The sequence below is a fragment of the Saccharopolyspora endophytica genome (genome assembly GCF_018070075.1).
In the GTDB taxonomy this organism is placed as follows: domain Bacteria; phylum Actinomycetota; class Actinomycetes; order Mycobacteriales; family Pseudonocardiaceae; genus Saccharopolyspora; species Saccharopolyspora endophytica.
In genome coordinates, this window is record NZ_JAGPXE010000010.1 from 172,008 (window position 1) to 198,303 (window position 26,296).

At 70.7% G+C, this 26,296-nt stretch carries 29 protein-coding genes; 11 read left to right on the top strand and 18 right to left on the bottom strand.

What is annotated here, in order from left to right:
* Genes KBO27_RS22805 through KBO27_RS22820 form a run of 4 tightly spaced genes read left to right on the top strand, consistent with a single transcriptional unit; the run spans position 1 to position 2,822 of the window.
* On the top strand, positions 1–402 hold the full coding sequence (locus KBO27_RS22805; RefSeq protein ID WP_210971917.1) for a YbaB/EbfC family nucleoid-associated protein: 402 nt from the start codon (positions 1–3) through the stop codon (positions 400–402).
* Positions 402–710 carry a type VII secretion target gene (locus tag KBO27_RS22810; RefSeq protein WP_210971918.1) on the top strand — a complete coding sequence of 103 codons (309 nt, stop codon included), beginning with the start codon at positions 402–404 and terminating at the stop codon, positions 708–710. The genes KBO27_RS22805 and KBO27_RS22810 overlap by 1 nt, the downstream gene beginning before the upstream one ends.
* Positions 707–1,846: a WXG100 family type VII secretion target gene (locus KBO27_RS22815; RefSeq protein ID WP_210971919.1), complete on the top strand. Its 1,140-nt coding sequence runs from the start codon at positions 707–709 to the stop codon at positions 1,844–1,846. Before KBO27_RS22810 ends, KBO27_RS22815 begins: the two co-directional genes overlap by 4 nt.
* A gap of 31 nt (positions 1,847–1,877) precedes the next feature.
* Positions 1,878–2,822 (top strand): LysR family transcriptional regulator, encoded by a 945-nt coding sequence (locus KBO27_RS22820; protein ID WP_210971920.1) that lies wholly within the window; start codon positions 1,878–1,880, stop codon positions 2,820–2,822.
* Here KBO27_RS22820 and KBO27_RS22825 read toward each other — a convergent pair.
* The 4 genes from KBO27_RS22825 to KBO27_RS22840 all read right to left on the bottom strand — a co-directional run bounded on the left by KBO27_RS22825 (position 2,746) and on the right by KBO27_RS22840 (position 4,940).
* Complete coding sequence (locus KBO27_RS22825) at positions 2,746–2,937, bottom strand: hypothetical protein (protein ID WP_210971921.1); 192 nt, start codon at positions 2,935–2,937, stop codon at positions 2,746–2,748. The two genes, KBO27_RS22820 and KBO27_RS22825, sit on opposite strands and share 77 nt — an antisense overlap.
* Positions 2,938–2,976: 39 nt before the next feature.
* On the bottom strand, positions 2,977–3,765 hold the full coding sequence (locus tag KBO27_RS22830) for an ion transporter (RefSeq protein WP_210971922.1): 789 nt from the start codon (positions 3,763–3,765) through the stop codon (positions 2,977–2,979).
* A gap of 66 nt (positions 3,766–3,831) precedes the next feature.
* Positions 3,832–4,278, bottom strand: a complete 447-nt coding sequence (locus KBO27_RS22835) for a hypothetical protein (protein WP_210971923.1) — start codon at positions 4,276–4,278, stop codon at positions 3,832–3,834.
* Positions 4,279–4,355: 77 nt separating this feature from the next.
* Complete coding sequence (locus KBO27_RS22840) at positions 4,356–4,940, bottom strand: TetR/AcrR family transcriptional regulator (RefSeq protein ID WP_210971924.1); 585 nt, start codon at positions 4,938–4,940, stop codon at positions 4,356–4,358.
* Between the two features lie 94 nt (positions 4,941–5,034).
* On the opposite strand from KBO27_RS22840, the gene KBO27_RS22845 reads away from it, so the two are divergent.
* A complete protein-coding gene (locus KBO27_RS22845) occupies positions 5,035–6,066 on the top strand; it encodes an NAD(P)-dependent alcohol dehydrogenase (protein ID WP_210971925.1) in 1,032 nt (343 codons plus the stop codon).
* A gap of 166 nt (positions 6,067–6,232) precedes the next feature.
* Positions 6,233–7,150, top strand: a complete 918-nt coding sequence (locus tag KBO27_RS22850; RefSeq protein WP_210971926.1) for an alpha/beta hydrolase — start codon at positions 6,233–6,235, stop codon at positions 7,148–7,150.
* A 276-nt stretch (positions 7,151–7,426) separates the two neighbouring features.
* On the opposite strand, the gene KBO27_RS22855 is transcribed toward KBO27_RS22850, so the two are convergent.
* Together KBO27_RS22855 and KBO27_RS22860 are read right to left on the bottom strand one after the other, a co-directional pair.
* Positions 7,427–8,635, bottom strand: coding sequence for an acyl-CoA dehydrogenase family protein (locus tag KBO27_RS22855; protein WP_210971927.1), 1,209 nt, complete (start codon positions 8,633–8,635; stop codon positions 7,427–7,429).
* Between the two features lie 31 nt (positions 8,636–8,666).
* Positions 8,667–9,959 (bottom strand): acyl-CoA dehydrogenase family protein, encoded by a 1,293-nt coding sequence (locus KBO27_RS22860; RefSeq protein WP_210972046.1) that lies wholly within the window; start codon positions 9,957–9,959, stop codon positions 8,667–8,669.
* Between the two features lie 254 nt (positions 9,960–10,213).
* On the opposite strand from KBO27_RS22860, the gene KBO27_RS22865 reads away from it, so the two are divergent.
* Positions 10,214–11,704, top strand: a complete 1,491-nt coding sequence (locus KBO27_RS22865; RefSeq protein ID WP_372448869.1) for a potassium/proton antiporter — start codon at positions 10,214–10,216, stop codon at positions 11,702–11,704.
* A gap of 6 nt (positions 11,705–11,710) precedes the next feature.
* On the opposite strand, the gene KBO27_RS22870 is transcribed toward KBO27_RS22865, so the two are convergent.
* Positions 11,711–12,058 (bottom strand): hypothetical protein, encoded by a 348-nt coding sequence (locus KBO27_RS22870; protein WP_210971929.1) that lies wholly within the window; start codon positions 12,056–12,058, stop codon positions 11,711–11,713.
* 131 nt (positions 12,059–12,189) lie between these two features.
* Between KBO27_RS22870 and KBO27_RS22875 the strand changes: the two genes are divergently transcribed.
* On the top strand, positions 12,190–12,975 hold the full coding sequence (locus KBO27_RS22875; protein WP_210971930.1) for an IclR family transcriptional regulator: 786 nt from the start codon (positions 12,190–12,192) through the stop codon (positions 12,973–12,975).
* Between the two features lie 4 nt (positions 12,976–12,979).
* Here KBO27_RS22875 and KBO27_RS22880 read toward each other — a convergent pair whose 3' ends face one another.
* The 7 genes from KBO27_RS22880 to KBO27_RS22910 form a co-directional block, all read right to left on the bottom strand.
* Positions 12,980–13,927 carry a hydroxymethylglutaryl-CoA lyase gene (locus KBO27_RS22880; RefSeq protein WP_210971931.1) on the bottom strand — a complete coding sequence of 316 codons (948 nt, stop codon included), beginning with the start codon at positions 13,925–13,927 and terminating at the stop codon, positions 12,980–12,982.
* Positions 13,924–15,144, bottom strand: a complete 1,221-nt coding sequence (locus KBO27_RS22885; protein WP_210971932.1) for a CaiB/BaiF CoA transferase family protein — start codon at positions 15,142–15,144, stop codon at positions 13,924–13,926. Before KBO27_RS22885 ends, KBO27_RS22880 begins: the two co-directional genes overlap by 4 nt.
* A 26-nt stretch (positions 15,145–15,170) precedes the next feature.
* Positions 15,171–16,529 carry a GntP family permease gene (locus KBO27_RS22890; protein WP_210971933.1) on the bottom strand — a complete coding sequence of 453 codons (1,359 nt, stop codon included), beginning with the start codon at positions 16,527–16,529 and terminating at the stop codon, positions 15,171–15,173.
* A 125-nt stretch (positions 16,530–16,654) separates the two neighbouring features.
* On the bottom strand, positions 16,655–16,954 hold the full coding sequence (locus KBO27_RS22895; protein ID WP_132673046.1) for a hypothetical protein: 300 nt from the start codon (positions 16,952–16,954) through the stop codon (positions 16,655–16,657).
* A gap of 9 nt (positions 16,955–16,963) precedes the next feature.
* Entirely contained in the window at positions 16,964–18,628 is a 1,665-nt protein-coding gene (locus tag KBO27_RS22900) for a sodium:solute symporter family protein (RefSeq protein WP_210971934.1), read from the bottom strand.
* 182 nt (positions 18,629–18,810) lie between these two features.
* A complete protein-coding gene (locus KBO27_RS22905; RefSeq protein ID WP_210971935.1) occupies positions 18,811–19,689 on the bottom strand; it encodes a LysR family transcriptional regulator in 879 nt (292 codons plus the stop codon).
* A gap of 141 nt (positions 19,690–19,830) precedes the next feature.
* Positions 19,831–20,586 (bottom strand): SDR family oxidoreductase, encoded by a 756-nt coding sequence (locus KBO27_RS22910; RefSeq protein ID WP_210971936.1) that lies wholly within the window; start codon positions 20,584–20,586, stop codon positions 19,831–19,833.
* Positions 20,587–20,814: 228 nt separating this feature from the next.
* Here KBO27_RS22910 and KBO27_RS22915 point away from each other — a divergent pair, with 228 nt between their 5' ends.
* Positions 20,815–21,261: a hypothetical protein gene (locus KBO27_RS22915; RefSeq protein WP_210971937.1), complete on the top strand. Its 447-nt coding sequence runs from the start codon at positions 20,815–20,817 to the stop codon at positions 21,259–21,261.
* Positions 21,262–21,309: 48 nt separating this feature from the next.
* Here KBO27_RS22915 and KBO27_RS22920 read toward each other — a convergent pair whose 3' ends face one another.
* Entirely contained in the window at positions 21,310–22,497 is a 1,188-nt protein-coding gene (locus tag KBO27_RS22920; protein ID WP_210971938.1) for an MFS transporter, read from the bottom strand.
* 144 nt (positions 22,498–22,641) lie between these two features.
* On the opposite strand from KBO27_RS22920, the gene KBO27_RS22925 reads away from it, so the two are divergent.
* Positions 22,642–23,094, top strand: a complete 453-nt coding sequence (locus KBO27_RS22925; protein WP_210971939.1) for a MarR family winged helix-turn-helix transcriptional regulator — start codon at positions 22,642–22,644, stop codon at positions 23,092–23,094.
* Positions 23,095–23,826: a protein phosphatase 2C domain-containing protein gene (locus KBO27_RS22930; protein ID WP_210971940.1), complete on the top strand. Its 732-nt coding sequence runs from the start codon at positions 23,095–23,097 to the stop codon at positions 23,824–23,826.
* Positions 23,827–23,865: 39 nt separating this feature from the next.
* On the opposite strand, the gene KBO27_RS22935 is transcribed toward KBO27_RS22930, so the two are convergent.
* The 3 genes from KBO27_RS22935 to KBO27_RS22945 all read right to left on the bottom strand — a co-directional run bounded on the left by KBO27_RS22935 (position 23,866) and on the right by KBO27_RS22945 (position 26,285).
* Positions 23,866–24,729, bottom strand: a complete 864-nt coding sequence (locus KBO27_RS22935) for a DUF72 domain-containing protein (RefSeq protein WP_307870554.1) — start codon at positions 24,727–24,729, stop codon at positions 23,866–23,868.
* Positions 24,730–24,993: 264 nt separating this feature from the next.
* On the bottom strand, positions 24,994–25,815 hold the full coding sequence (locus tag KBO27_RS22940) for an FAD binding domain-containing protein (protein ID WP_210971942.1): 822 nt from the start codon (positions 25,813–25,815) through the stop codon (positions 24,994–24,996).
* Positions 25,812–26,285 carry a (2Fe-2S)-binding protein gene (locus tag KBO27_RS22945; protein ID WP_210971943.1) on the bottom strand — a complete coding sequence of 158 codons (474 nt, stop codon included), beginning with the start codon at positions 26,283–26,285 and terminating at the stop codon, positions 25,812–25,814. Before KBO27_RS22945 ends, KBO27_RS22940 begins: the two co-directional genes overlap by 4 nt.
* Between the last annotated feature and the right edge of the window lie 11 nt (positions 26,286–26,296).

The following is a 26,296-nucleotide window of genomic DNA, read 5'->3' on the forward strand; positions in this document are numbered from 1 at the left end:
GTGAACTCAGCACAGCAGTGGCTCGCGGACTACGACGCGACGCTGGCGCGCGCGGCGGCCGACGCGAAGGCCGCCGGTGCCGCGCTCGGGCAGGTCAGCGGCACGGCTTCCTCGCCGCGCGGGGAGGTCTCGGTGCAGGTCGGGCCCAGCGGTGCGCTGGTGGACATCCGGCTGACCCCGGCGGCCCGCGCGATGGAGGCCGAGAAGCTCGCCCAGCTCATCCTCGCGACCACGCAGCAGGCGCAGCGGACGGTGGGCACCCACGTCATGGAGATCATGACCGGCTACCTCGGCGACGGCCCGGCCCTGGACTTCGTGCGGGACAACATGCCCGTCGACACCGGTGAGCCGGGGCCGCAGGACGACGACGACTTCTTCGACAACCCAAGGGTGATCGTCTGATGAGCACCGAATTCCACGTCGACCACGAGCAGATCCGCGCCCACGCCGGAACCGTGGCGGGCCTGTCCGACGGCCTGTCGACCGCGGCCGGTGCCATGACCGGCGGTCCCGCGAGCAACGCGCTCGGCACGTTCCTGGAGTTCGCCACCCTCGGGCTCGGCGACGCCATCTCCCGGGCCGCCCAAGCGGTTTCGGACGCGTCCGGAGCGCTGGACAGCGTGAGCCGGGGCCTGGCCGGCAGCGCCGAGGACTACCAGCGCGCCGATGACGAGGGCGTCGCCGCGCTGCGCGGAGGGGAGGTCCGATGAGCGTGGACCTGAGCCTCCCGCTGGGGTCGGCGGGAACCATGCGGTTCGTCGCCGACGTGCGCTCCACCAACGACGCGGTGCGCGGCGGTGGCTGGGACTCCGGTGACTACGGTTCCGAACCCGCCGGCGGCACGAGCGACCCGCTGTCGGCGCTGGCCGGGTCCGGATTCGGTTTCCTGGCCGACCTGGTGCCGTTCCTGGGGGAGCCGTTGCAGCAGCTCGCGGGCGATCCGGGCGCGGTGGCCTCCAGCGCGCAGAGCCTGCGGGACACCGGGAGCGGCGTCGCCTCGATCTCCGACTCGTACGGTCAGGCGGCGGGTCCGGAGACCAGCGGCTGGTCCGGTGCTGCCGCCACCGAGTACCTCAAGACCGCGGCCGAGCTCGTCGGCGGGCTGCAGGGCATCGGCGAGGCGAGCACCGGGCTCGGCGAAGCCCTGGCGGGCATGGGCGAAGCGGTCGTCAAGACCGCCAACGAGGTGACGGTCCTGGTCAACGAGGCGGTCGGCCGGATCGTCCTCATCATGAACCAGGCCATCGCCGCAGCGCAGGCCACCTTCGGCGGGAGCATCGCGGCGGCCGTACCGCAGGTCGTGCAGATCGCGACCGAGTGCGGCGTCCGGATCTCGGGTCACATGGGCAACCTGCTCACCAGCGCTCAGGGCCTGCTGGGGCACGTCGACGAGGTCATGAAGGTGGTCGGGGCCATCGGCGGCGTCGTCTCGAAGATCGCCGACCAGGCGCAGCAGGTCACCGCCGGATCGACCGCCCCCGGCGATTCCGCCGCCGCGGCGGGAGGGTCGGCTTCGGTTCCCGCCGGCACCGGCGCGTCGAGTTCGCCCGGGCTGACCAGCGCGGCCTCGATGCCCGGCGGCGCGGGTGCGCCGCAGATGACCCCGAGCCCCGGAGGTGCGGCGCAGGCCGGACCGGTTCCGGGGATCCCCGTTGCAGGAGGCGCGAATCCGGCCGCCGCGGGGATCCCGCCCACCGGTGCCGGTGGCTTCATGCCGCCGATCGCCCCGCAGCGCAAGCAGCAGGACTCCGAACCCGAGCGCACCTCGTCGCTGTCCGCGCGGCTGTCGGGCGAGCTCGACCTCCCGGAACGGGACGACCCCCGGTACGGCCAGTCCGGTCGCTGACTCCGCGCCGATTCAGCGATACCGTCGCTGGGTGGAGTTGAGGCAGGTCGAGCACTTCCTGGCGGTGGCGCGGTGCGGGAGCTTCACCGCGGCCGCGCAGCAGGTGCACATCGTGCAGTCGGCGCTGAGCGCCTCGGTCCGCAGGCTGGAGGACGAGCTCGGCGCGGCGCTGTTCGAGCGCACCACGCGCCGGGTCGTGCTGACCGAGGCCGGGCGGGCGCTGCTGCCGGTCGCGAACCGGCTGGTCGACGACGTCGCGGCGGCGCGCGGTGAGGTCGCGGCGGTCTCCGGGATGGACCGGGGTCGCGTGTCCATCGGCACCATCCAGGCGCTGTCGGTCGTCGACCTGCCCCGCGAGCTGGGGGTCTTCCAGGCGCGGCACCCGGGGATCCGGATCCACGTGCGCGACGGCAAGGCCCCCGACATGCTCGCGGCCATCGATGCCGGCGAGCTCGACCTCGCCTACCTGGCCACCAACGGGACCCCGCCGAAGGACCTGACCTGCTACGTGCGGTGGAAGCAGCGGCTCGTCCTGGTCACCTACCCCGGGCACCGGCTCGCGAACCGGCGGCGCGTCCGGCTCGACGACCTGGCCGACGAGCCGTTCGTGGACTTCGTCGGGAGCTCGATCCGGACGCTGGTCGGCAACCGGTTCGCCGACGCGGGCGTGCGGCACAACCCGGTCTGCGAGGCCACCCACCTGCCGCTGCTGCTCGATCTGGTGACGGCGGGACTGGGCGTGACGATCGTGCCGCAGTCGGTGGCCGAGCGCGCCGGTCTGCCCTTCGCGCGGATCGAGAAGGTCGACTTCGGGCGCACCCTCTACCTCGCCGGGCGCGGCCCCGAGCTGTCGAACCCCGCCGCGCGGGCGCTGCTGGCCCACCTCACCAGCGAGCGCCTCACCAGCGGCGCGGAGCGAGCACCAAGCCGGAACCGGCCAGCGCCAGGCACATCGCGAGCGAGACCCAGCCGATGAGCGCGGCGAGCCCCGCCAGCGCGAACGCGTGCGCGCCGACGACGCGCAGCAGCCGCGTCACGTCGGGCACCGGTGAGGGGCTGACGTCTCCGAGGTACTCACGACCACTGCGCATGCCACCAGTCTTGGCCGGTCGAACCAGCTGGTCCAACGCTCATTTCCGCTGGTATTGAGCTCTGTAGGAGCTGGGTTCCGCGGGCGGTTCGGGCTCGGACTCGTGGAGGCCGAGCTGGACCGAGCGGCGGATCTGGTCGCGGTTCTCGCGGACGACCTCGGTGAAGAAGCGATCGGTGCGCTCGTCGTTGAGGACGTCGAGGATGACCCGGATCGTGGTGTCCACGATGGACTTGACGATCTCGTCGTGGAACGGGAGGTGCTTGATCCGGCCCACCTGCTCGTCGTTCTTGAGCTTCTCGGTGACGATCTCGCGCAGCACCTCGCGGTGCTCGCCGAGCGAACGCGCGATGTTCTCGGGGTAGTGGCCGGTTTCGACGACCTTGACGACCTCGTCGAGGACCGCGACCGTGATCGGTTTCTTGATGGCCAGCACGATCGGCCGGGAGAACCGCTCGATCACCCGCTGCGTGATGCGTTCGCCGAACGCCCGGTCGGCGGTGCGGGCCAGGCGCATCAGCAGCACGACCACGCGCAGCAGCCGGAACCCGCGCAGCGCGGGGTGCGCGACCGGGATCATGCCGAGGATCTCGTACCAGCTCTGCAGCGGGAACCGCCGGTTCCACGAGTTCTCGCGCCACCGCCACAGGAACTCGACGAAGAAGACGCCGCAGATCGCCGTGTCGATGACGAACACCGCGTGCGCGGTCTCGTGCGTCGTGTCGAAGAACGTGGCGTAGCAGAGCAGCCCGAGCGAGAACACCGCGAGCACGAGCATGGCGATGTCCAGCGTGGACGTCCGGCGGGGTGCCGCGGTTGCGCTGGTCATGGTCGTGATTGTGTCTCACGTTCCCGCCACGACCCGAGCACCCGCGCCGGTGGCGGGGGTCGCGCGTCAGACCCGCATCGGTTCTCGGGCGAAGTGGCGATTCGCGCTCGGCTGGAACATCAGCGCGGTCGCGGCCACGACTCCGCCGATGTGGATCAGTCTGACCAGCAGGAACGACCACGCGAACGGCCCGTCGCCGCCGAGCGCGCCCATCAGCGCGCTTCCGCCGGAGATCTCGAGCGCGGCGGGCACGACCATCGAGGCCAGGCCGAGAACGCTGAGCATCACCGTCAGCGCGGTTCGCGCCCAACGCCTGCCGCGCGCGAAGTGGAAGACCAGCACGCCCGCGATCGCGAACACCGGCAACCGGATCGCGAGCTGGGACGCCACGTCGGAACCGAGCGCGTCCTCGCTGGTGGCCCGCAGCACCGCCAGGCCCGACTCGACCACGCCGCAGGCCACGGCGATCGTCCAGGCGGTGGTGGCGCGGCGGACCGAAGCTGGTGCGTTCATGCCGATCAGTCAACGCCGTGCGCGAGTCCGGCGCCTCCGGTGGATCCCCGGCATCGGCCCTGACGCCTTTCGCGCGGTCAGCTGGTCATCACCGCGCGGCGGACGGTGTCGCGGAGGAGTTCGCGGCGGCGCCGGTGGTCCTCCTCGGGTTCGTCGGCGGAGGCGGCGTAGACGTTGCTGACCGGCGACCAGGCCATGGACATCGAGATGACCAGCGCCATCACGTCGAACGGGTCGCCGGGGACGACCTGGCCGGCGGCCTGGGCCTCGGCGATGGCGCGGAGCTTGTGGTCGTTGCGCTGATCGGCGTCGGCCAGCAGGGGGCCGGTGGGGCGCCGCTCCATGCGCGACCAGGTGGCCAGCCGGATGAGGTCGGGGCGCAGCAGGTAGTCGTCGTAGAGGCGCACGGCCCAGTCGGCGAGGTCTGCGCTGATCGGCACGGCGTTGACGATCCGGTCCAGGGATGCCGTGAAGATCGCGTCGAACAGGGCCTCCTTGTTGCCGAAGTAGCCGTAGAGCTGGGCCTTGTTGGTGCGCGCGGTGGCCACGATCCGCTCGATGCGCGCGCCTGCGATGCCGTGCTCGGCGAACTCCTGGGTGGCGACCTCGACGATCCGGTCCCGGGTGGCGGCTCCGCGCGAGGTCAGGGGCTTGGCGACCATCCCAGCACGATAGCAAACAGAACAGTTGGTTTGCTTTCCTCCCGGATCGGGTCTAGCTTGGAATAGACAGAACAGTCTGTTTGGGGGAGTTCCGATGAGGACCACGGCAGGATGGCGAGCGGACCGGCCCGGGGAGAAGCTGCACCGGGTGTCCCTCCAGCGGCGCGACCTGCGCGCCGACGACATCGCGGTGCGGGTCGACCACTGCGGGGTCTGCCACACCGATCTGCACAGCATCAACACGGCGCGAGGCCCGGTCGTGCCGGGTCACGAGTTCACCGGGACCGTCACCGAGGTCGGCGCGGACGTGACCCGGTTCGCCGCCGGAGACCCGGTCGCGGTCGGCAACATCGTCGACTCCTGCGGCGAGTGCGCGATGTGCCTCGCGGGGCAGGAGAACTTCTGCCACGAGTTCCCGACCCTGACCTACGGCGGGACCGACCGCCACGACGGGACGACCACGCTCGGCGGCTACGCCCGCGAGTACGTGGTCCGGGAAGCCTTCGCCCACGCCCTGCCCGCCGGACTCGACGCGGCCGCCGCCGCGCCGCTGCTGTGCGCCGGGATCACGGTGTGGGAACCGCTGCGGTCCCTCGGTGTCGGCAGCGGAACGCGGGTGGCCGTCGCCGGTCTCGGCGGTCTCGGGCATCTGGCGGTGAAGCTCGCGGTCGCGCTGGGCGCCGAGGTCGCGGTCATCAGCCGGACGCCCGGCAAGCTCGACGACGCCCTGCGGCTCGGCGCGCGGGAGCTGCTCGTCTCCACCGACGAGGCGCGGATGGCCGCGTCGCGGGAGCGGTTCGACGTCATCATCGACACCATCTCCGCAGCGCACGACCTCGGTCCCTACCTGCGGCTGGTGGCGATGGACGGCGCGCTCGCGCAGGTCGGTTACCTCGGTCCGGTCTCAGTGGACGCGATGGACCTGCTGATCGGCCGCAAGAGGCTCACCTCGGCCGGCAGCGGCGGACGCCCGGCGACCCGGGAGATGCTCGACTTCTGCGCCGAGCACGACATCACCGCCGACGTCGAGGTCCTGCCGTCATCGCAGGTCAACGAGGCCATGGAGCGCCTGAGCCGCAACGACGTCCGCCACCGCTTCGTCCTCGACATGTCCGATCTGGACTGAAGTTCCGCGCACTGCAGACGACTGCCGTTCGCGCCGCAGCTGATCGCGATTCGGGGGTCGTTCACCGGCACCTGCTGACCGTTCCGGACGTTTCCGGCGCAGCTGCGGAAGCCGGCGCGACCGTGGGTGAGTTGTCCGCGAGGGGTTTCGCGCTCACTCTGGTGAGGTGGACAGCGAGAGCTACGCCCGCTTCCTGCCGGATTCCTACCGGCGGCGTGCCTCCGAAGTGGAGCCGACGTCGACCTGGTGGCACTGGCGGGACGGTCGCGTGCACATCGCGCGGGTCGCGGCTCCGGAGGCGTCCGCGCGGGTGATGGTGATCCACGGCGCCGCCGGTCATTCGGGGGCGCTGTGGCCGGTGTGCGCGCCGATCGCGGGCATGGCCGACCTGCTGCTCGCCGACCTGCCGCCCTACGGCAACACCGTCGTGCCGCGCCCGCACCGGATCCGCTACGGCGACTGGGTGGAGCTGCTGTGCGAGCTCGTCCTCGCCGAGCGGCGACGCGATGACCGGCCGCTGGTGCTGCTCGGCGCGAGCATGGGCGGGATGCTGGCCTACGAGGTCGCGGCCCGCACCGGTCAGGTGTCGTCGGTGGTCGCGACCTGCCTGCTCGATCCGGCTGATGCCGAGGCCCGTCGTCGGGCCGCCCGCAGTCCGCTCGGGTCGATCCCGCCGGCCTGTCTAGCGGTGCTGGAACGGGTCGCGGGTGGTGTCCGGGTGCCGATGCGATGGCTCGCCGACGAGCGCAAGATCAGCCGCGACCCGAAGCTCGCCGCGCTGTGCGCGGCCGACCCGCGAGGTGGCGGCGCCAAGATCCCGATCGGCCTGCTCACCAGCTTCGTCCGCTACCGCCACACCCCGCCGGAGAGCTTCGGCTCGATCCCGCTCGTCCTCGCTCACCCGGCAGCCGACGACTGGACCCCACCGGAGCTCAGCCTCCGCTTCCTCGACCGGGTCGAAGGCCCGACCACGGTGGTCATGCTGGACGACTGCGGCCACTACCCGGCGGAAGAACCAGGCCTGACCCGCCTGGCCGAAACCCTCTACTCCCTCGTGGGCAACACCCTCGAAGACCACGCCTGACCCGAAGAACCCCGGTCGGCTCCCGCCCCTCCGGACCCGCCGAAGGTGACCGACCGCCGAGGGCGACCCGGATTACCGCCGTAATCAGGACCCGGAATACGGCCGTAATCAGGAGAACACGGGACCACCGCCGCAACCGGACCCCGAATACCGCCGTAATCGGGGTCCCGAGAACGGCCGTAATCCGGGTCGGACCCTGAATACCGCCGTAATCCGGTGCCCGAATACCGCCGTAATCCGTCCCTCCCGTGGCGGGGGACGGGTTGCGGGGGTGGGTTACTTGAGTTCGGCGCTGGACTTGCCGAGGAGGCGGCGGGCGACGATGAGCTGCTGGATCTGCTGGGTGCCTTCGAAGATGTCGAGGATCTTCGAGTCGCGGGCCCACTTCTCCAGCAGCGACTCCTCGGTGTAGCCGACGGTGCCGCAGAGCTCGACGCAGCGCAGGGTGATGTCGACGACCGAGCGGCCGGCCTTGGCCTTGGCCATCGAGGCCTGCAACGAGTTCGGCTTGCGGTTGTCGGCCATCCACGCGGCCTGCAGCGTCAGCAGGTACGCGGCTTCGTAGTCGGCCTCCAGCTGCAGGTACGCAGCCGCGGCTGCGTGCTGGGAGTTGGCCGGGCGGTCGTAGTCGACCGTCACGCCCGCCTCGGCGAGGACCTTCGCGGTCTCCTCCAGCGCGGCCCGCGCGACGCCGATGGCCATCGCGGCGACCAGCGGCCGGGTGTTGTCGAAGGTCTGCATGACCCCGGCGAACCCGGACTTGGTGTCGATCTCCGGCGAGCCGAGCAGGTTCTCCTTCGGCACCCGGCAGTTGTCCAGCCGGATGACGGCGGTGTCGGAGGCCTTGATGCCGAGCTTGTGCTCCAGGCGCTCCACCTTGATGCCCGAACGGGTCTTCTCCACCACGAACGACTTGATCGCCGCGCGGCCGAGGGACTTGTCCAGCGTCGCCCACACGACCACGGTGTCGGCGCGTCCACCGGCGGTGACGAAGATCTTCTCGCCGTTGAGGACGTACTCGTCGCCGTCGCGCTCGGCGGTGGTGGTGATGTTGGCCGAGTCGGAGCCGGTGTGCGGCTCGGTGATGGCCATCGCCGCCCACACCTGCGCGAAGCGCTTGGCCTGCTCCTCGTTGGCGACCGAGGCGATCGCCGCGTTGCCCAGGCCCTGGCGCGGCATGGCCAGCAGCATCGCCACGTCGCCCCAGCACATCTCCATGGTGCCCAGCACCAGGTTCAGGTTGGCGCCGTTGCGGTTGCCCTTGGCGGCGTCGTCGCCGCTCTTGCGCACGCCGGCCGCGCCCGCGCCGCCCTCACCGGAGGAGTTCAGCCCGTCCAGCAGCGCGGCGAGGGTGTCGAGCTCCTTGGGGTAGGAGTGCTCGGCGCGGTCGTACTTGCGCGAGATCGGGCGGAACACCTCGGAAGCGGCCTGGTACGCCTGGTTGACCAGCGCGGTCGCCTTCTTCGGGACCTCAAGATTGATCATGAGAATAGAGTCCTTCGCGTCTCGAAGGTCCTCAGACGAGGACCGCGCCTTCCATCACGCCGATGGCCCGCAGGTCGCGGTACCAGCGCTCCACGGGGTGTTCCTTGGTGTAGCCGTGGCCGCCGAGCAGCTGCACACCCGCGTTGCCGATGAGCATTCCCTTGTCGGTGGCCAGCTTCCGGGCCAGGGCGGCTTCGCGGGCGAACGGCTTGCCCTGCTCGGCGCGCGCGGCGGCGCGCAGCGTGGTCAGCCGGATGCTCTCCAGCTCGATGCCGATGTCGGCGACGCTGAAGGCCACGGCCTGGCGGTGGCTGATCGGCTCGCCGAACGCGGTGCGCTCGTTGACGTAGGGGATGACGTAGTCGAGCACGGCCTTGCCGGTGCCGGCCGCGAGCGCGGCCCAGGCCAGCCGGGAGAGCCGGACGAGGTCGGTGAACACGTCGAGCTTGCCCTCGCCGAGCAGCGCCGTCACCGGGACGTCGACCTGGTCCAGGTGCACCTTGCCGGTCGCCGCCGAGCGCAGGCCCATGGCCGGTTCGGCTTCGACGGACAGCCCGGAGGTGGAGGACTCCACGAGGAACAGCGCGGGGCTTCCGTCGAGGTTCGCCGAGATGATGAACAGCTCGGCCTGCGCGGCGCGCGGGACCAGCGACTTCACGCCGGTGAGCTGGTAGCCCTTCGGCGTGCGCTTGGCGGTGGTGCTGGGCTTGAGCGGGTCGCCGAGCGCGACGTGCTCCTGCAGCGCCAGCGCGGCGGCGGGCACGTTCTCGCCGGCGAAGGCGGGCAGGTAGGTGGCCTGTTGGTCCTCGTCGCCCCACAGCGTGAGCGCGGTCGAGACGGCCGAGGGCGCGAGCACCGAGATGGCCAGGCCCATGTCGCCGTGCGCGAGGGCTTCGGTGACCAGCACGTTGGTGACCGCGGAGCGTTCGGTGCCGATGCCGCCGAGGGACTCGGGGATGCCGACCGCGCTGAGCCCCAGCTCGGCGGAGCGCTCCAGCAGGTCGGCCGGCGGGGCGAGCTCGGCGTCGGCGTCCACGGCGACGGGCCGCAGCTGCTCGGCGGCGAACTCCCGGACCGTCTCGGCGATGAGCGACTGCTCTTCGTCGGGTTCGAGGTCGAAGAGGTCCTTGGCCGGGGCGGGGGTCAGCCGCGCGGGCTTGTTGTGGCCCTGGATCTTCTTGAAGGACCTGGTCGCGGCGCCTGCGGCCTTGAAGCCGGTCCTGGTGCCGGACTGCACCAGGGTCTCGAACTGCTTGCGCAGCCCGAACTTGTCGATGATCGGCGCGCTGGCGATCTTGGTCAGGGCAGCGAGGCCGAGGCCCATGGCGTCGCGCTTCCGGGCGCCGCCAGCCTGTCCCCGATGGGCGTTTGACACGGTGCGTCTCCAATCGGCCGGCTTCGGCCGGGCATTACCTACTGGCGAGTAAAATAACGTGCCCCGGTGTCATCGCGCCAGAGAGGTCGATCACGGCTTGCTTGCTTTCGCGCGCCGGGGATGGTTGAGGAGCCCGTTTCCGGTGGCCGGTGAAGCGATTGACTAGTATCACTGGCCGATTGTGTAGCGGGGGTCACATGTCGTTGGAGCAGCTGTACTGGGCGCTGCTCGCCGGTGCCTTGGTGCTGCTGGCGGGTGTCGTGGGCACCCGCGTCGCGCGCGGGGCGGGACTGCCCAGCCTGCTGCTGTTCCTCGCGCTGGGCGTGGTGCTCGGCGAGGACGGGCTCGGCATCGACTTCGACGACGCCGAGCTGGCCCGCAACCTGGGCACGACGGCGCTGGCGGTGATCCTCGTCGAAGGCGGTCTGACCACGAAGTGGTCGGACGTGCGAAAACTCGTGGCACCCGCCGGAATCCTGGCCACCGTCGGCATCGGAATCAGCCTCGTCGTCACCGCCGCGGGGGCGCACTTCCTGCTGGGCTTCGACTGGCAGCTGGCGCTGCTGCTCGGCGCGATCGTGTCCTCGACGGACTCGGCGGCGGTGTTCTCGGTGCTGCGGGTGCTGCCGCTGCCCCGGCGCGTGGCCGGACTGCTGGAGGCCGAGTCGGGATTCAACGACGCGCCCACGGTGATCCTGGTGCTGCTGTTCAGCGTGACCCCGCTGGTGTTCTCGCCGGGCCACGTCGTGGCGAGCCTCGGGTACCAGCTGGGCGTTGGAACGCTGCTCGGGCTCGGCGTCGGCTTCCTGGGCGCCGTGGTGCTGCCGCGCATCGCCCTGCCCGCGTCCGGGCTGTACCCGCTGGCCTCGTTCGGGCTCGGGTTCGTCGCCTTCGCCGGGTCCGGCGCCGTGCACGCCAGCGGATTCATCGCCGCCTACCTGTGCGGGGTGGTGCTGGCCAACAGCGGGCTCCCGCACCGCTCGGCGACCCGGTCGTTCGCCGAAGGGCTCGCCTGGCTCGCCCAGATCGGGCTGTTCGTGCTGCTCGGCCTGCTGGTCACGCCCAGCAGCCTGACGGTGGAGATCATCCCGGCGCTGGTCGTCGGGCTGGTGCTCCTGCTGCTCGCGCGACCGCTGGCGGTGGTGCTGTCGCTGATCTGGTTCCGGGTGCCGTTGCGGGAGCAGGCGTTCCTGTCCTGGGCGGGCCTGCGCGGCGCGGTGCCGATCGTGCTCGCCACCTTCCCCGTCGTGCAGGGCGTCCCGAACAGCCAGCGGTTGCTGGACATCGTGTTCGTGCTGGTCATGGTGTTCACCGTCGTGCAGGGCCCGAGCCTGCGGCCGTTGGCCCGGTGGCTGGGCATCCTGCCGCGCGAGGCGACGCGGGAGGTCCAGGTCGAGGCAGCCCCGCTGGACGTCCTCGACGCGGAGCTGCTGTCGATGTCGGTGCCGCCGGACTCGGCCATGCACGCGGTCACGGTCCGCGAGCTCCGGTTGCCGGAGCCCGGCGTCGTCACCCTGATCATCCGGGACCGGCACACCTTCGTCCCCAGCCCTGAGACCGGCATCGAAACCGGCGACGAGCTGTTCATCGTCACCACGGTCGCCCAGCGCCAGGCCACCGAGAACAGGCTCCGCGCGGTCAGCCGCCGAGGTCGCCTCGCCCACTGGTTCGGCGAGCGCGGCGACCCGGCCTGACGCCGTTCAGCTCCGCCGCGCGACTTCGGCCGTGAGCACTTCGGACTCGTGGCGAGCGCGGATGCGGCCGAAGGTCCAGATCGTCAGGGCGTGCGCCGCGGCCAGCACCAGCAGCAGCACGCCGATCCGGCCGACCACCGTCTTGGGCTCGCCGCCCAGGTCCATCGGCAGGATCGCGATGAGCGCGACCAGGCCGAGCGTCGCCAGGTGGAACACGACGGTCACCAGCTGGTTCAGCGGCCCCGCGTTGTCCCCGAGCTCGCGGAGGTAGGCGGTCCCGCTGCGGCGCAGCAGGTGCCCGTCCACGGCGACCAGGAGGATTCCGGCGATCAGGAACGTCAGCAACGATGTCATCGGACGTCTCCTTCCCTCGCCCGAGGCGGTACCCGGTGATCGACGGCCGGGAAACCGAGATCAACCGAAAGCACCAACCGCGCGTCCGGTCTTCCCGGAACGAGCGACCGCGTCTGCCGTATCTTCGGGACATGCCGGAGGAACGCGATTCGGGCGGTGCGGCGCAGCGGCCGCTGCTGGTCTTGGGCAAGATCGCCGAGATCCTCAACGCCTTCACGCTGAGCCGTCCCGAGCTGACCCTGCGGGAGATCCAGCAGAGCACCGGGTTGCCGCAGTCCACGGTGCAGCGGCTGGTGACCAACCTCGTCGCGCACGGGTTCCTGGACCGCGCGGAGGACCGGTTCCGCATCGGCGTCCGGATGGCCTACTGGGGAGCGGCGGCCGGCAAGGACCTGGACGTGCTGGGCGTGGTGAACCCGGTCCTCAAGGACCTCCGCGACATCACCGGCGAGACCGCGTGCTTCTTCCGCGCCGAGGGAACGCACCGGGTGTGCGTGGCGGTCGCCGAGACCCGCCACGCGCTGCGCCGGGAGGTCTCGGTCGGCAGCATCGCGCCGATCACGGTCGGTTCGGCGGGCCGGGTCCTGCTCGCGTGGGGGCCCGCATCGGCCGAGCGCGCGCTGGCCGAAGAGCTTCCGCAGCTGACCGAGAGCACCGTGACCGACCGGGACGAGCTCGCCCGGCTCATCAAGAAGACCGCGGCCGACGGTTACGCGATCACGGTCGGCGAGCGGGTCGACGGCGCTTCCGGCCTGGCCGCACCGGTTTTCGACGCGAGCGCCGAACTCCTGGGCGCGGTGATGGTGCACGGACCGACGCTGCGGATGCCCTACGAGCGGTGCGAGGCGTGGGTCGACGTGGTGATCGAGCACGCCGAGCGCATCACGCGCGCGCTCGGCGGTCGGCTCCCGCGCTGACCTCTCACCGGCAGCTCTCCTCCGTCCCCAGCGCCCACGGGAACGCGGTGGCGCTGGACCGGGAGCCCTGCGCGGCGCGGGAGCGGTTGGGCTCGCCGAGCTCGTCGAGCACTCCTCCGGACAGCGCGACCAGCCGGGCGAAGACCTCGGTGCTCAGCCAGTCCGGGCGCAGCGCGAACAGCAGGTCCTCGGTGGCGGCGTTGCCGCTGGCACCGGGCGCGAACGGGCAGCCGCCGAGACCGCCCAGCGCCCCGTCGACCTCGTCGGCCCCGGCCTGGACGGCGGCGAGCGTGTTGGCCACGCCCAGCCCCCACGTGTCGTGCCCGTGGTAGACGATCCGGCGCTGCGGGGTGCGCTCGGCGACCTGCGTGATCAGGCTGCTGACCTGCGCGGGAACGGCCTGTCCCAGGGTGTCGGCCAGGACGACGTCGGCGGCGCCGTCAGCGCGCGGATCGGCGGCGATGTCCAGCACCCGCTGCTCGGGCACGTAGCCGTCGAAGGGGCAGGTGAACGCGGTGGCGATGCACAGCTGGATCCGGCCGCCCGCCTCCCGGCTCAGCTCCACGGCGCGCGGCATCGCGGCCATGCTGTCCTCAGTGGACCGTCCGATGTTGGCCCGGTTGTGCGCGTCCGAGGCCGACAGGCAGTACTGGAAGTTGACGGCCCCGGCAGCGGCGGCCCGCTCCACGTGGCGCGGCGTCGCCACCCACACCCAGCAGTGCGCCCGCTCCTCGGCGGTGAGCGCCTCGACGACCTCCAGCGTGTTGGCCATCGAGGGGACGAGGTCGGGGCGGGCCAGCGAACCGACCTCGACGCTCGGCACGCCCAGGGCCAGCAGCTCCCGGACGATCGAGACCTTGCGCTCGGTGGACAGCTGCTTGCCGGTGAGCTGCAGGCCGTCCCGCAGCGTCACGTCCCGCAGGGTGGCCTGGGGCCGGAATCCGTGCGTCATCTCCGCTCCTCGGTGTTCTCGGACGTCGTGCCCAGCAGCGAACCGAGCACCTCCGCGGTGTGCTCACCGAGCTCGGGGCCGGGCGTGCGCAGCGGCAGCGAGGTGCGGCCGATGACCGGCACGACCCCGGGGAAGCCGACGTCGACCGGCTCGTCGCCGCCGGTGTCCACCCGCATGTCCTGGATCATGTCCCGCGCCCGGTACTGCTCGTCCTCGCAGATGTCGGCCGCGGTGTAGATCGGGCCCGCCGGCACGCCCGCCTCGTCCAGGGCGGCCAGCACGTCGTCGCGGGAGCGGGCCGAGGTCCAGTCGCCGATGGCCCGGTCCAGCTCGTCGCGGCGCGCCCAGCGCCCGGCGTTGGTCGCCAGGTCCGGGTCTTCGGCCAGGTCGGGACGTCCGATCGCCTGCATGTAGCGGCGGAAGATGGAATCGCCGTTGCCCGCGATGACCACGCTGCTGCCGTCACCGCACGGGTAGGCGTTGGTGGGCGCGATGCCCTCCATCCGGCCGCCGACGCGCTGCCGCCGCACCCCGTGGGCGAGGTGGTCGGGGACCAGCGACTCCATCATCGAGAAGACCGCCTCGTGCAGGGCGATGTCGACGACCCGGTCGGCCAGCGGCGTTCCGGTTCCGCGGCCCGACCTGCGCTCCAGCAGCGAGACGACGATCCCGAAGGCCGCGTGCAGCCCGGCGATGGAGTCCCCGATGGACACCCCGACCCGCGAGGGCGGCCGGTCGGCCTCGCCGACGAGCTCCCGCATGCCGCCCATGGCCTCGGCGACCGCGGCGAACCCCGGTCGCTGCGAGTGCGGCCCGGTCTGGCCGAACCCGGAGATGCGGGCCAGCACCACGTCGGGGTTGGCGGCTTCCAGCGCCTCCGGTCCCAGACCCCACTTCTCCAGCGTGCCGGGGCGGAAGTTCTCCAGGACCACGTCGCAGTGCCGGACCAGCTCCAGAACCGTCGCTCTTCCCTCGTCGCTGCGCAGGTCCAGGACCACGGACTTCTTGTTCCGGTTGATGGTGTGGAAGAACATCGACGTGGAGCCGCCGTGCAGCCGCCAGCCGCGCAGCTCGTCGCCGGTGCCCGGCCGCTCGACCTTGATCACTTCGGCGCCGAAGTCGGCCAACATCCGGCCGGCCGTCGGCGCGGCGATGTAGTTGCCCAGTTCGAGGACGCGCACGCCCTCCAGCGGATACCGGGTGCTGTCGTTGCCCATTGCTTCCCTCTTCGCGAAAGGTGGTTCTACAGAACGAGGCTGAGCGCCAGGACGGGTCCCATGGCCACCACCGAGGCGACGGACACGCCGACCGAGCAGGTCTTGAGGGCGCCCCGGGTCGTCTGGCCGAGCAACGACTGCAGCAACCAGAAGGTGTTGCTGGTCAGGTGCACCATGAACAGCGAACCGGCTCCCGCGGCCAGCGCGATGAGCACCGGGTTGACGCCCAGGACGGGAGCCAGCGGAGCGAGCAGACCGGCGGCGGTGATCGCCGAGATGGTCACCGAGCCGACCGCCACGTGCAGGACCGCGGCCATCAGCCAGACCACGAGCAGCGGGGCGAAGGTGTTGGCGGAGAAGAACTTGCCCAGGATGTCGCCGAGACCGGCCTGGTCGATGACTCCGGCGAGGCAGCCGCCGACGCCGTTGAGCAGCAGGATCTGGCCGCTGTCCCGCAATCCGCGGCTCAGCGAGGCGTCCAGCGCGGACTGGCCCAGGTGGCGGTGGCCGACCAGGCAGGTGCCGACCAGGCCGAGCAGCAGGGCGACGACCGGGTCCGACAGCAGCGCCAGCACGGGGTTGTGCAGGTCCACCGCGTCGGCGAGGGCACCGGCGGCGATGAGCAGCAGGGCGGCCAGCAGCGGGCCGAACGCCAGCAGCAGCGGCGCCTGCTTTCCGGTCTCCGGCGCGACCATCGCTCCGGGTCCTTCGGTGCGGACCGGCTCGTCCGGGGTGGTGGCGGGCAGCTCGTCGAGCTCGGGCTTCCACCAGCCCCGGGTGAGCACGAAGGTCATCAGCGAGATCGAGATCGCCACGGTCGGGATGATCACGACCAGCCCGTAGAGCAGGTAGGTGCCCAGCGGCACGTGCAGCAGCCCGGCGAGCGCCAGCGCGCCGACCCCGGGAACGGTGAACACGATGCCGCACTCCAGCGAGATGGCCAGGGCGGTGGCCATCCTCGCGGTGCCGTAGCGGCCGAGCTTCGGGGCGATCGCCCTGGCCAGCGGCGCGGAGATGATCAGCAGCACGTCCAGGAAGATGGACTGCAGGAAGGTCGCGATGGTCAGTCCCATCGCGTGCGGCAACCGGTCGGGGCCGAAGCTGCGCAGCAGCAGCTCCACCAGCCGGTCGATGGCCCGCAGATCGCGCAGCACGGCGCCGATCAGCACGCCGAAGGCGACCAGCAGGCCGATCTCGGCCATGATGTCGCCGAACCCGGTGGTGATCGCGTCGACCGTCTTCTCCACGCCGAGTCCGGTGGAGAGCCCCAGGTAGCAGGCGCCCAGGACCAGCGCGATCACCGGGTTGAGCTTGAACCTGACGATGAGCAGCACGATGGCCGCCACCGCCACGCCCGTGTTGATCAGGATTGCCGTGTCTGACATGTGGGTCCGTTCCGTCGTGCGCCGTTGCACTGCGCTGACGAGCAGCGGCTCACATTATGAACATCAACCCACGATGAGAGTCAACGGTCGGGCGAGGACGGTGACGGCCTCGGTCTCGCGGTCGGCTACTCCTTCGACGGCGCCTGCAGCGGTCGCAGCCGCAGCCAGAGGATGAACAGCGCGCCGACGACCAGCATCGACAACCCGGTCCACAGGTTGATGTTGATGCCCTGCGCCTTGTCGAGCTCGGCGGCGTCGGGGGAGATCCCGGCGGCGCTGATGAGCAGGCCGTAGACGAGGAACAGGCCGCCGATCACCGTTCGGACGTCGAAGAGCTGCGACGCCGTGCCTGACTTGCGCTCCAGGTCGTCGATCTCGGCTGCGTGGTGGGCGATCTCGGTTTCTTCGCGCGGTTTCTCGGCCATCGCGGGCTCCTAGAGGGTGAACGGGATGTAGCAGAGGGCGGACAGGATCAGCGCGCTCCAGCCGAGAACGGCCGGCTTGCGGTACCACGCGTCGTCACCGGCGGCCACGACTCCCTTGTCCCGGGCGGAGGCCCGGCTGTAGACCAGCCCTTCGAGCTCGGCGGCGGGCTTCGGCTTGGTCGCCAGCGCGATCGGGACGCTGACCAGCAGGTCGACCGCGAAGGCGATCATCGATGCCGTCATGTTCGCGTCCTGGTCGGAGCCCATCTCCACGATGCCGGCCTGGTAGGAGAAGTAGAACGCGATCGGTGCCGCGGTTCCCAGCAGCAGGCCCCAGAACCCGGCCTTGGCGGTCATCCGCTTCCAGAACAGGGCCAGGATGAACGTCGCGAACAGCGGGACGTTGAAGAACGCGAACAACGTCTGCATGTAGTTCATGATGTTGCTGAACGACGCCGCCAGGAACGCCGTGCCCATGCCGATGACCACGCCGATCGCGGTGATCGCCCGGCCCACCTTCAGGTAGTGCCCGTCGGGCATGTGCGGCTTGATGTAGGCGCGCCAGATGTCGGTGGTGAACACCGTGTTGAAGCTCGACACGTTGGCCGCCATGCCCGCCATGAACGAGGCCATCAGGCCCGTGACCGCGAGTCCGAGCACGCCGTTGGGCAGCAGGTCGCGCATCAGGATCGGGATCGCGTCGTTGTAGTCGTAACCACCGGTCTTGCCGATCGTCGGCTCGATGACCATCGCGATGATGCCCGGCAGCACCACGATCAGCGGGATGAAGATCTTCGGGAACGCCGCGATCAGCGGGGTCCTGCGCGCGGCCGAGAGGTTCTTGGCCGACAGGGATCGCTGCACCTCGGCGAAGTTCGTCGTCCAGTAGCCGAAGGAGATCGCGAAACCGAGGCCGAGGGTGATGGTCAGCCAGTTGGTGCCCAGCGGGTTGGTCTCGCCGAAACCCGTTCCGGCCCAGGTGGACAGGAACATCTCGCCCTGCTGCGAGGTGACCTTCTCGATCAGCCCGTCGATGCCGCCGACCCGGACCAGGCCGAGCACGGTCAGCGGGATCAGCGCGGCGACGATCACGAAGAACTGCAGCACCTCGTTGTAGATCGCCGAGGACAGCCCGCCGATGACGATGTAGGCGAGCACGAAGATCCCGGCCAGCAGGATCGAGATCGGCAGCGGCCAGCCCAGCAGCGCCTTGAGCACGATCGCCAGCGCGTAGAGGTTCACCCCGGCGATCAGCACCGAGGCGACCGCGAAGATGACCGCGCTGAGCAGGTGTGACGAGCGGCTGAACCGCAGCAGCAGGAACTCGGGAACGCTGCGCACCTTCGAGTTGTAGTAGAAGGGCATCATCACCAGGCCGAGGAACACCATGGCCGGGATCGCGCCGATCCAGTACCAGTGCACCGTGTAGGCGCCGTACTGCGCGCCGTTGGCGGCCATGCCCAGGATCTCGGTTGCTCCGAGGTTGGCCGAGACGAACGCCAAGCCCGTGACCCACGCTGGCAGCGCCCTGCCTGCCAGGAAGAAGTCAAGGCTGTTGCTGACGCTGCGGCGCGCGGCCAGCGCGATGCCGAGGACCACGGCGAAGTAGATGACCAGGATGAGCGTGTCCATCCAGTTCATCGACAACCTGAGGTCGTCCGCTGCCAGTGCCATGGTTCCCATCTCCGTCGTTGTCGCGAACGATGTTCGACCAGTCGGACATCGTTCGGGACGGTACGGGAGTGGTGAACGTCCGGTCAATCATCCGTTCGCAGTGCGGTTTGATGGTCCGATCGGACGTGAAGCCTTGTGGCGCCGAAACTTTCACAAGATCCACAGTGGAACCGATGCGGGCGTCACGCCTCGGTGGCGGCGGCCAGGAAGTCTTCGCGCGCAGGCGAATTGGTGTGCTGCGGCCACAGCGCGTGCAGCGGCACGAATGTGGGCGGGAGCAGGTCGAGCACCCGGACGGTGCCGCCCGCGGCCGGTCCCGCGGCCGCGGTGACCAGCGCGAGATCGCCGGTGCCCTGCACCGCGGTGACCGGAGGCGTGCCCTGGATGGGATTGCGCCGGATGTCCGGTTCGAAACCGGCCTGGCGGCAGCACTCGATCAGCAGGTCGGTGTAGCCGGAACGTCCCGGCAGGCCCCACACCACGATCGTCTCGTCGGCGAGCTCCCAGAGCTCGACCGAATCGCGCCGCGCGAGCCGGTGATCGGCGGCCACCGCCACCCGGAGCCGGTGCTGCGCCAGCGTGGTGGCGACCAGCCCGCGGTCGGGCGTCATGCCGCGGCACAGCCCGAGGTCGAGCTCCCCGGCCACCAGCCCGTCGGTGAGCTCGCCCGGGTAGCGCTGGTTGACCTGCGTGGACAGCTCGGGCTGCACGTCGTGCACCCGGTGCAGCAGCGCGGTCACCTCGTCCCCGGTGACCGCGGGGGTGTGGCCGATCCGCAGCACGTCGGCCTCGCCGCGCCCGATCCGCCGGGCGCGCAGCAGCGCCGACCGGGCGGCGCCGTGCAGCAGCCTCGCGTCGGCGATCAGCGCCTCACCGGCGGGCAGGACGGTCAGCTTCGCACCGGCGCGGTCGAGCAGCTCCACGCCCACTTCGCGCTCCAGCGCGCGGATCGAGGTGGACAGCGCTTGCTGGGACAGGTGCAGGCGTCGTGCCGCCCGCGTGAAGCCGCCCTCTTCCGCGACCGCGATGAGGTGACCGAGCTTGTTCAGGTCGAGCGTCATCGGGATCGGACCGCCGAGCGAATCGGGTTGCAGCGCACGTGCCGACCGTATCCCCAGGTCGACGACGTGCGCAGGCCGTTGCCCCGATGAGCCGGCGTGGACGCCCCCTCCGCGTCCACGCCGGCTCCCGCTCGCCCTCGGTCAGCGAGTGGTGTAGCCGCCGTTGGGGAACAGCGTCTGCCCGGTGAACCACCAGCCCTCGGTGGCCAGGTGCCGGATGATCGGGACGATGTCCTCGATCTTGGTCAGCTGACCGCCCAGCGCCTGGGACTTGTGGAACTCGACGCGCTCCGGCGTCTCCTGCGGGTAGAAGAACGGGGTGTCCATCGGGCCCGGCGCGACCACGTTCACCGAGATCCCGCGATCGGCGAACTCCTTGGCGGCGGCCCGGGTGAAGTGCTCCAGCGGAGCCTTGCCGCCGGCGTAGGTGGAGTAGCCGTCGGTGAAGGCCGCCAGCAGCGACGTTCCCAGGCTGATGATCTTGCCGCCGTCGTTGAGGCGCCGTCCGGCCTCCTGGATGAAGAAGTAGCCGGCCTTCGCGTTGACCGCGAACATCCGGTCGAACTCCTCCTCCGAGGTCTCCAGGATCGGCTTCCGCAGCACCATCCCCGTCGTGTTCACCGCGATGTCGAGACCGCCGAAGGTGTCCACCGCCGTGTCGAAGAGCCGCCGCACGTCGGCGACCGCGGTCAGGTCGGCCTGCACCGCGACGGCCTGGCTGCCGGCTTCCTGCACCGCGCGCACGGTCTTCTCGGCGTCGGGCGCCGAGGACTCGCTGTGGTAGTGCACGACGATCTTCGCGCCGTCCTCCGCGAGCGTCCGCGACAGCAGGCCGCCGAGGTTCTTCGCGCCTCCGCCGACCAGCACGACCGCGTCCCGCACACCGTTCGAAACCATCGTCCCTCCTCGTCATCGACTCCCGATCCCGACGCTAGGAGCGGGTCGGCCGGAGGGGAAACACGAACAACTGGTGAGCCCACAAAGGACTTGGGTAGTCGCAGGTCATCGTCGTAGGCGGAGCCCGTCGGACCGTTTTTCGATCACCGTCGGCGAAACCTCCCTGAGGCCGCGGAAGATCCCCTACACTTCGCCGCGACATGCGCGCGCCGTTGCTGGGAGGGCCACGTGGCGACCTGGGAAGACCTGAGCACGTTCATCCGCACGGAGTACCGGCCGGCTCCGGAGGACGATGACGACGAGGAGCTGGAGGAAGAACCCGAGTACCGGATCATCGAGTCCAGCGAGGAGGAGATCCGGATCCTCGTCGAGTACGAGGACGACCGCAGCCAGATCGTCATCGTCGCCCGCGAGCGGCTCGACGATTCCGAGGACTGGGTCCAGGTGGTCTCGGTGATCGGCCGAGCCGACCAGGTCGACCTGCACAAGCTCCTCGACGAGCTGGGCCAGACCTCGGTGGTGTGCGGCGCGGTGGTCATCGGCGAGCACGTCGTGCTCCGGCACGCCGTCCCGCTGCTCAACCTCGACATCAACGAGTTCGTCGACCCGCTGAACTTCGTCGCCGAGACGGCCGACCACCTCGAGGAGATGTTCTTCCCCGAAGACGACTACTGATCCGGTCCGCCGGTGGCGCCGCGGGCGAAGCGGCGCCACCGGCGCGGATCAGCCGACCGGGGTCGGAATCGCGGTGTCCGAGCGCCTTTCCGGCTTGGTCGCCGCTGCGGTGGCCATCAGGACGACGCTGACGGCGGCCAGCGCGGCGCCGACCCACAGCGGTGAGGTGAAGCCGAGCCCGGCCGCGATGGTCAGGCCGCCGAGCCACGCGCCGAGCGCGTTGCCCACGTTGAACGCCGCGATGTTGATGGCCGAGGCCATCGTCGGCGCGTCGCCTCCGTAGGTCATCACCCGGGTCTGCAGCGGCGGCACGGTGCCGAAGCCGAAGCCGCCCATCAGCAGGATCGCCACGACGGTGATCACCTTGAACCCGGCGAGGAGCCCGAAGGCCGCCATCACGACGGTCAGGCCGATCAGCAGCACCAGCATCGTCGCGTCGAGGTTGCGGTCGGCCATCCGCGCGCCGAACAGGTTGCCCGCGAACAGGCCCACGCCGAACACGAGCATCAGCCACGGCACGGTGCCCGCCGCGAAGCCGGAGACCTCGGTGACCAGCGGCGCGATGTAGGTGAAGGCGCCGAACATGCCGCCGAAGGCCAGGATCGTGATCGCCACGGTCCACCACACCTGCGGGTGTCGCAGCGCGGTGAGCTCGGCCCGCAGCCGCGTCGGGGCCACGTCGGCGTCGACCTTCGCGCCCGGCACCAGCAGCTGGATGCCGACCAGCGCGACCAGTCCGATCGCGGTGATCGCCCAGAAGGTCGAGCGCCACCCCAGCGCCTGCCCCAGGAACGTGCCCAGCGGGACGCCCAGGACGTTCGCGGTGGTCAGGCCGGTGAACATGATGGCGACAGCGCCGGCCTTGCGGTTCGGCGGGACCAGCGCGGCGGCGACCACCGAGCCGATGCCGAAGAAGGTGCCGTGGGTCAGCGCGGCGAGGATCCGGCCGGCCAGCATCAGCTCGTAGACCGGGGCGACGGCCGAGAGCAGGTTGCCCGCGATGAACAGGAACATCAGCGAGACCAGGACCTTCTTGCGCGGAAGGCTGGTGACGGCGGCGGTCAGGAAGATCGCCCCGACCGCCACGGCCAGCGCGTACCCGGAGATCAGGTAGCCGGCGACCGGGATGCTGACGTCGAAGTCGCCTGCCACCTCCGGGAGCAGGCCCATGATGACGAACTCGGTCAGGCCGATGCCGAACCCGCCGAGTGCGAGGGCCACGAGTGCAACGGGCATCCCCGTACGCTCCTTAAGTGCATGTGTGGGTAGATAGCGTGCGCAGGTAGTTGCATGCGCGTCATAAATAGTTGCACGCGCGCTATATCGGCGCAAACGGCTACAGTGGGGACGAGGCGGACGTCACCGGCAGGGAGGTGTGCAGTGGGGATCGCCGACGACGCGGTGGAGATCCGGGCGCGCGGCTGGCGCACGCTCGCAGCCCTGCACGGCAGGATCGAGACCGCGCTGGAGAAGGCGCTGCAGGCCGACCACGGCCTGTCGGTGGTCGAGTACACCGTGCTCGACGCGCTGAGCAGGCAGGACGGCTGGCACATGCGGATGCAGCAGCTCGGCCGCGCCACGGCTCTCAGCGGCAGCGCCACGACGCGCCTGGTCAGCAGACTCGAAGACCGGATGCTGCTGACCCGGGTGCTGTGCCGCGACGACCGCCGCGGCATCTACACCGAGCTCACCGACGACGGTCGCGCGCTGCTGGACAAGGCCAGGCCCACCCACGACGAGATCCTGGAGAGGGCGCTCGCGGAGGCCGAGCAGGTCCCCGAGCTCGCTCCGCTGGTCGAGGCGTTGCACCGGCTACCGCAGCGCGGCGAGTAGATGCCCGCGACGGCGGCGACCATCGCGGCCCCGGGCCACCGCAACGAGGATCACTTCGCGATCGGTCCCGACTGGGCGTTCGTCCTCGACGGCGCCACCGCTCCGGCCGGCGTCGACAGCGGCTGCGTGCACGACGTCGTCTGGCTCGTCCGGCGTCTCGGCGGGGCGCTCGCCGAACTGCTCACGACCAGCGATGACGCGCTCACCGACGTCCTGGCCGAGGCGATCGACCGCGTCCGCCGGGCCCACGCCGACACCTGCGACCTCACCAACCCGAACAGCCCGTCCTCGACGGTGACGCTGCTGAGGCTCCGCGACCAGGCGGAACACCTGGTCCTGGCCGACAGCCCGCTGGTCCTCGACGTCGACGGCGAGGTCCGCCCGATCGTCGACGGGCGCATCGACCGCCTCCCCAGCTACACCCGCGAAGCGGTGGCCGACCTCCGCAACTCCCGGGACGGGTTCTGGGTCGCCTCAACGGTTCCCGAAGCCGCCCACCACGCCGTCACCGGCACGACACCCCCGTTCCGCAGGGCGGCGCTGCTCACCGACGGGGCCTCCCGCCACGTCGACCACTTCGCCCTCACCGACTGGCCCGGCCTCCTCGACCTCCTCGACGCAGAAGGCCCGGCCAGCCTCCTCGCCGAGGTCCGCCAAGCCGAAACCGACGGCACTCCACCGAGAAGAGCCAAGCACCACGACGACGCCACAGTCATCCACTGGACGCCCTGACCCACCCGGTCATCCCGGCGGGGGAGGGGTGTCGGTGCGTCAGAGGAGGGCGGTGAGGGCGATGGCGTCGTGCGGAGCGTGGGCCTTGATGTCGTTGTCGAAATAGGCGTAGACGTCGCGAGTTTCGGCCGCCGGGGCCGGGTCGGCGATGGTGTGGTGGGTGGTGGGTGAGTCGCCCCGGCGCCAGGCGTCGATCAACCGCGCCCAGCGGGCGAGGTCGTCGTCGCCGTAGCCGCTGGCGTAGAGCTCCTCGGCGCCGTGGAATCGCAGGTAGACGAAGTCGCTCGTGACGTCTTCCAGATGCGGCCAGCTCCCGGCCGCATCGGCCACCACCAGGGCGATGTCGTGCTCCCGCAGCAGTGCGACGGACTCGGCGGTGGCGAAGCTGGAGTGCCGGACTTCCAGGGCGTGGCGCATCGGCCGGTCCGCGTCGGTCTCGGTGAGCGCCCGGCCGTCCAACCGCTCGTCGTGCCGCGCGGCGAGGTCGGCCGCCTGCGCGGTGCTGCGCGGAAGCAGCGAGAAGAACTCCACCAACCGCTCCTGCTCGAAGCGCAGCGACGGGGGCAGCTGCCACAGCATCGGGCCGAGCTTGCCGCCCAGCGCCAGCACGCCGGAGGCCAGGAAGTTCGCCAACGCCGTCTCGACACCGCGCAGCCGCTTCATGTGGGTGATGTATCGGCTGCCCTTCACCGAGAACACGAAGTCGTCAGGAGTCTGCTCGGCCCACCGCCGGTAGCTCTCGGGCCGCTGCAACGAGTAGAACGACCCGTTGAGCTCCACGCTGCTCATCCGCGCGGCCAGGAACCCCAGCTCGTCGGCACGCCGCAACCCCTCCGGGTAGAACGGCCCCCGCCAAGGCCCGTACACCCACCCGGAAGTCCCGACCCGAACCCGACCACCCACCACCCCACGCTAACCCGCACCCGGACCCGAAGCCGGATTTCCGCAGCGAGTCAACATCCTTCGACCAAGCCGACCCCCAGAGCGATCCCGAACACCCGGACCTCCCGGTCACCACCAACCCGGATTACGGCCGTATTCGGGTACCGGATTACCGGCGTAATCCGGTCATCCGTGGGCGAGGTGAGGCGGTGTGGGCGCACATGTTGTGCGCAGACGCCGAAGGGCGCCTCCGGTGGGTTTCGGAGGCGCCCTTCGGGGTGGTGGTCAGCCTGCTCGGGTGTCTGCGGCTTCGAGGGCTCTTCGGACGAGGACCTTGGCCAGGTGGCGGCGGTAGTCCGCGCTGGCCGTGGGCTGGTCCGGGGGAGAGGTGTTCTCGGCCGCGCGTTCCGCTGCTTCGGCGGGGTTGGCGCCCGAGGCCAGTGCTTCCTCGACGCCTGCCGCGCGCATCGGGGTGGGGCCCATGTTGACCAGGGCGACGCGGGGGCCCGCGACGGCCACGCCGACGACCGCCCAGTCGATGGCGCGCTTGGTGAACTTCTGGAAGTCCCAGCCCTGCGCGGAGTTCTTCTCGATCCGGATCTCCACCAGCAGCTCGTCCTCGCCGAGCGAGGTCTCGAAGAAGTCGGTGAAGAAGTCCGTGATCGCGATCTCGCGGGTGCCCGACGGGCCCTGGGCGACCAGGACCGCGTCCAGCGCGAGCGCGACTGCAGGCAGGTCCGAGGCCGGGTCGCCGTGGACCAGCGAACCGCCGATGGTGCCGCGGTGGCGGACCTGCGGGTCGCCGATGGTGCCCGCGGCGTGGGCCAGCAGCGGGGTCTCGCGCTTGAGCAGGTCCGAGTGCTCGATGTCGTGGTGCCTGGTCAGGGCACCGATGCGGATCTGCGAACCCTCCTCGCGGATGTAGGACAGGTCGCGCAGGCCGCCGACGTCGATGACGACCTCCGGCACCGCCAGCCGCAGCTTCATCAGCGGCAGCAGCGAATGCCCGCCGGCCAGCAGCTTCGCGTCGTCGCCGTGCTCGGCGAGCAGGTTCAGCGCCTCGTCGACCGTGGTGGCGCGCTTGTAGGTGAAGGCGGCAGGAATCATTCCGCGGCCCCCTGCTTCTCCTTGGCCGCGTCGAGCACGGCTTGAACGATGTTGTGGTAACCGGTGCAGCGGCAGAGGTTGCCCTCCAGACCGGACCGGACCTCGGCCTCGGTCGGGTCCGGGTTCTCCTCGACCAGCGACACCGAGGCCATCACCATGCCGGGCGTGCAGTAACCGCACTGCAGGCCGTGGTGGGTCTGGAACGCGCGCTGCATCGGGTGCAGCTGCTCGCCGTCCGACAGGCCCTCGATGGTGGTGACCTCACTGCCCTCGGCCTGCGCGGCGAGCACGGTGCAGGACTTGACCGACTCGCCGTCGAGCAGCACCGTGCACGCGCCGCAGGACGTGGTGTCGCAGCCGACGTTGGTGCCGGTCAGCTCGCAGTCGTCGCGCAGGTACTGGACGAGCAGGGTGCGGTCCTCGACCTCGTGGCTCCGCTGCTCGCCGTTGACGTTGATCGAAACTTGCACGAAGGAACTCC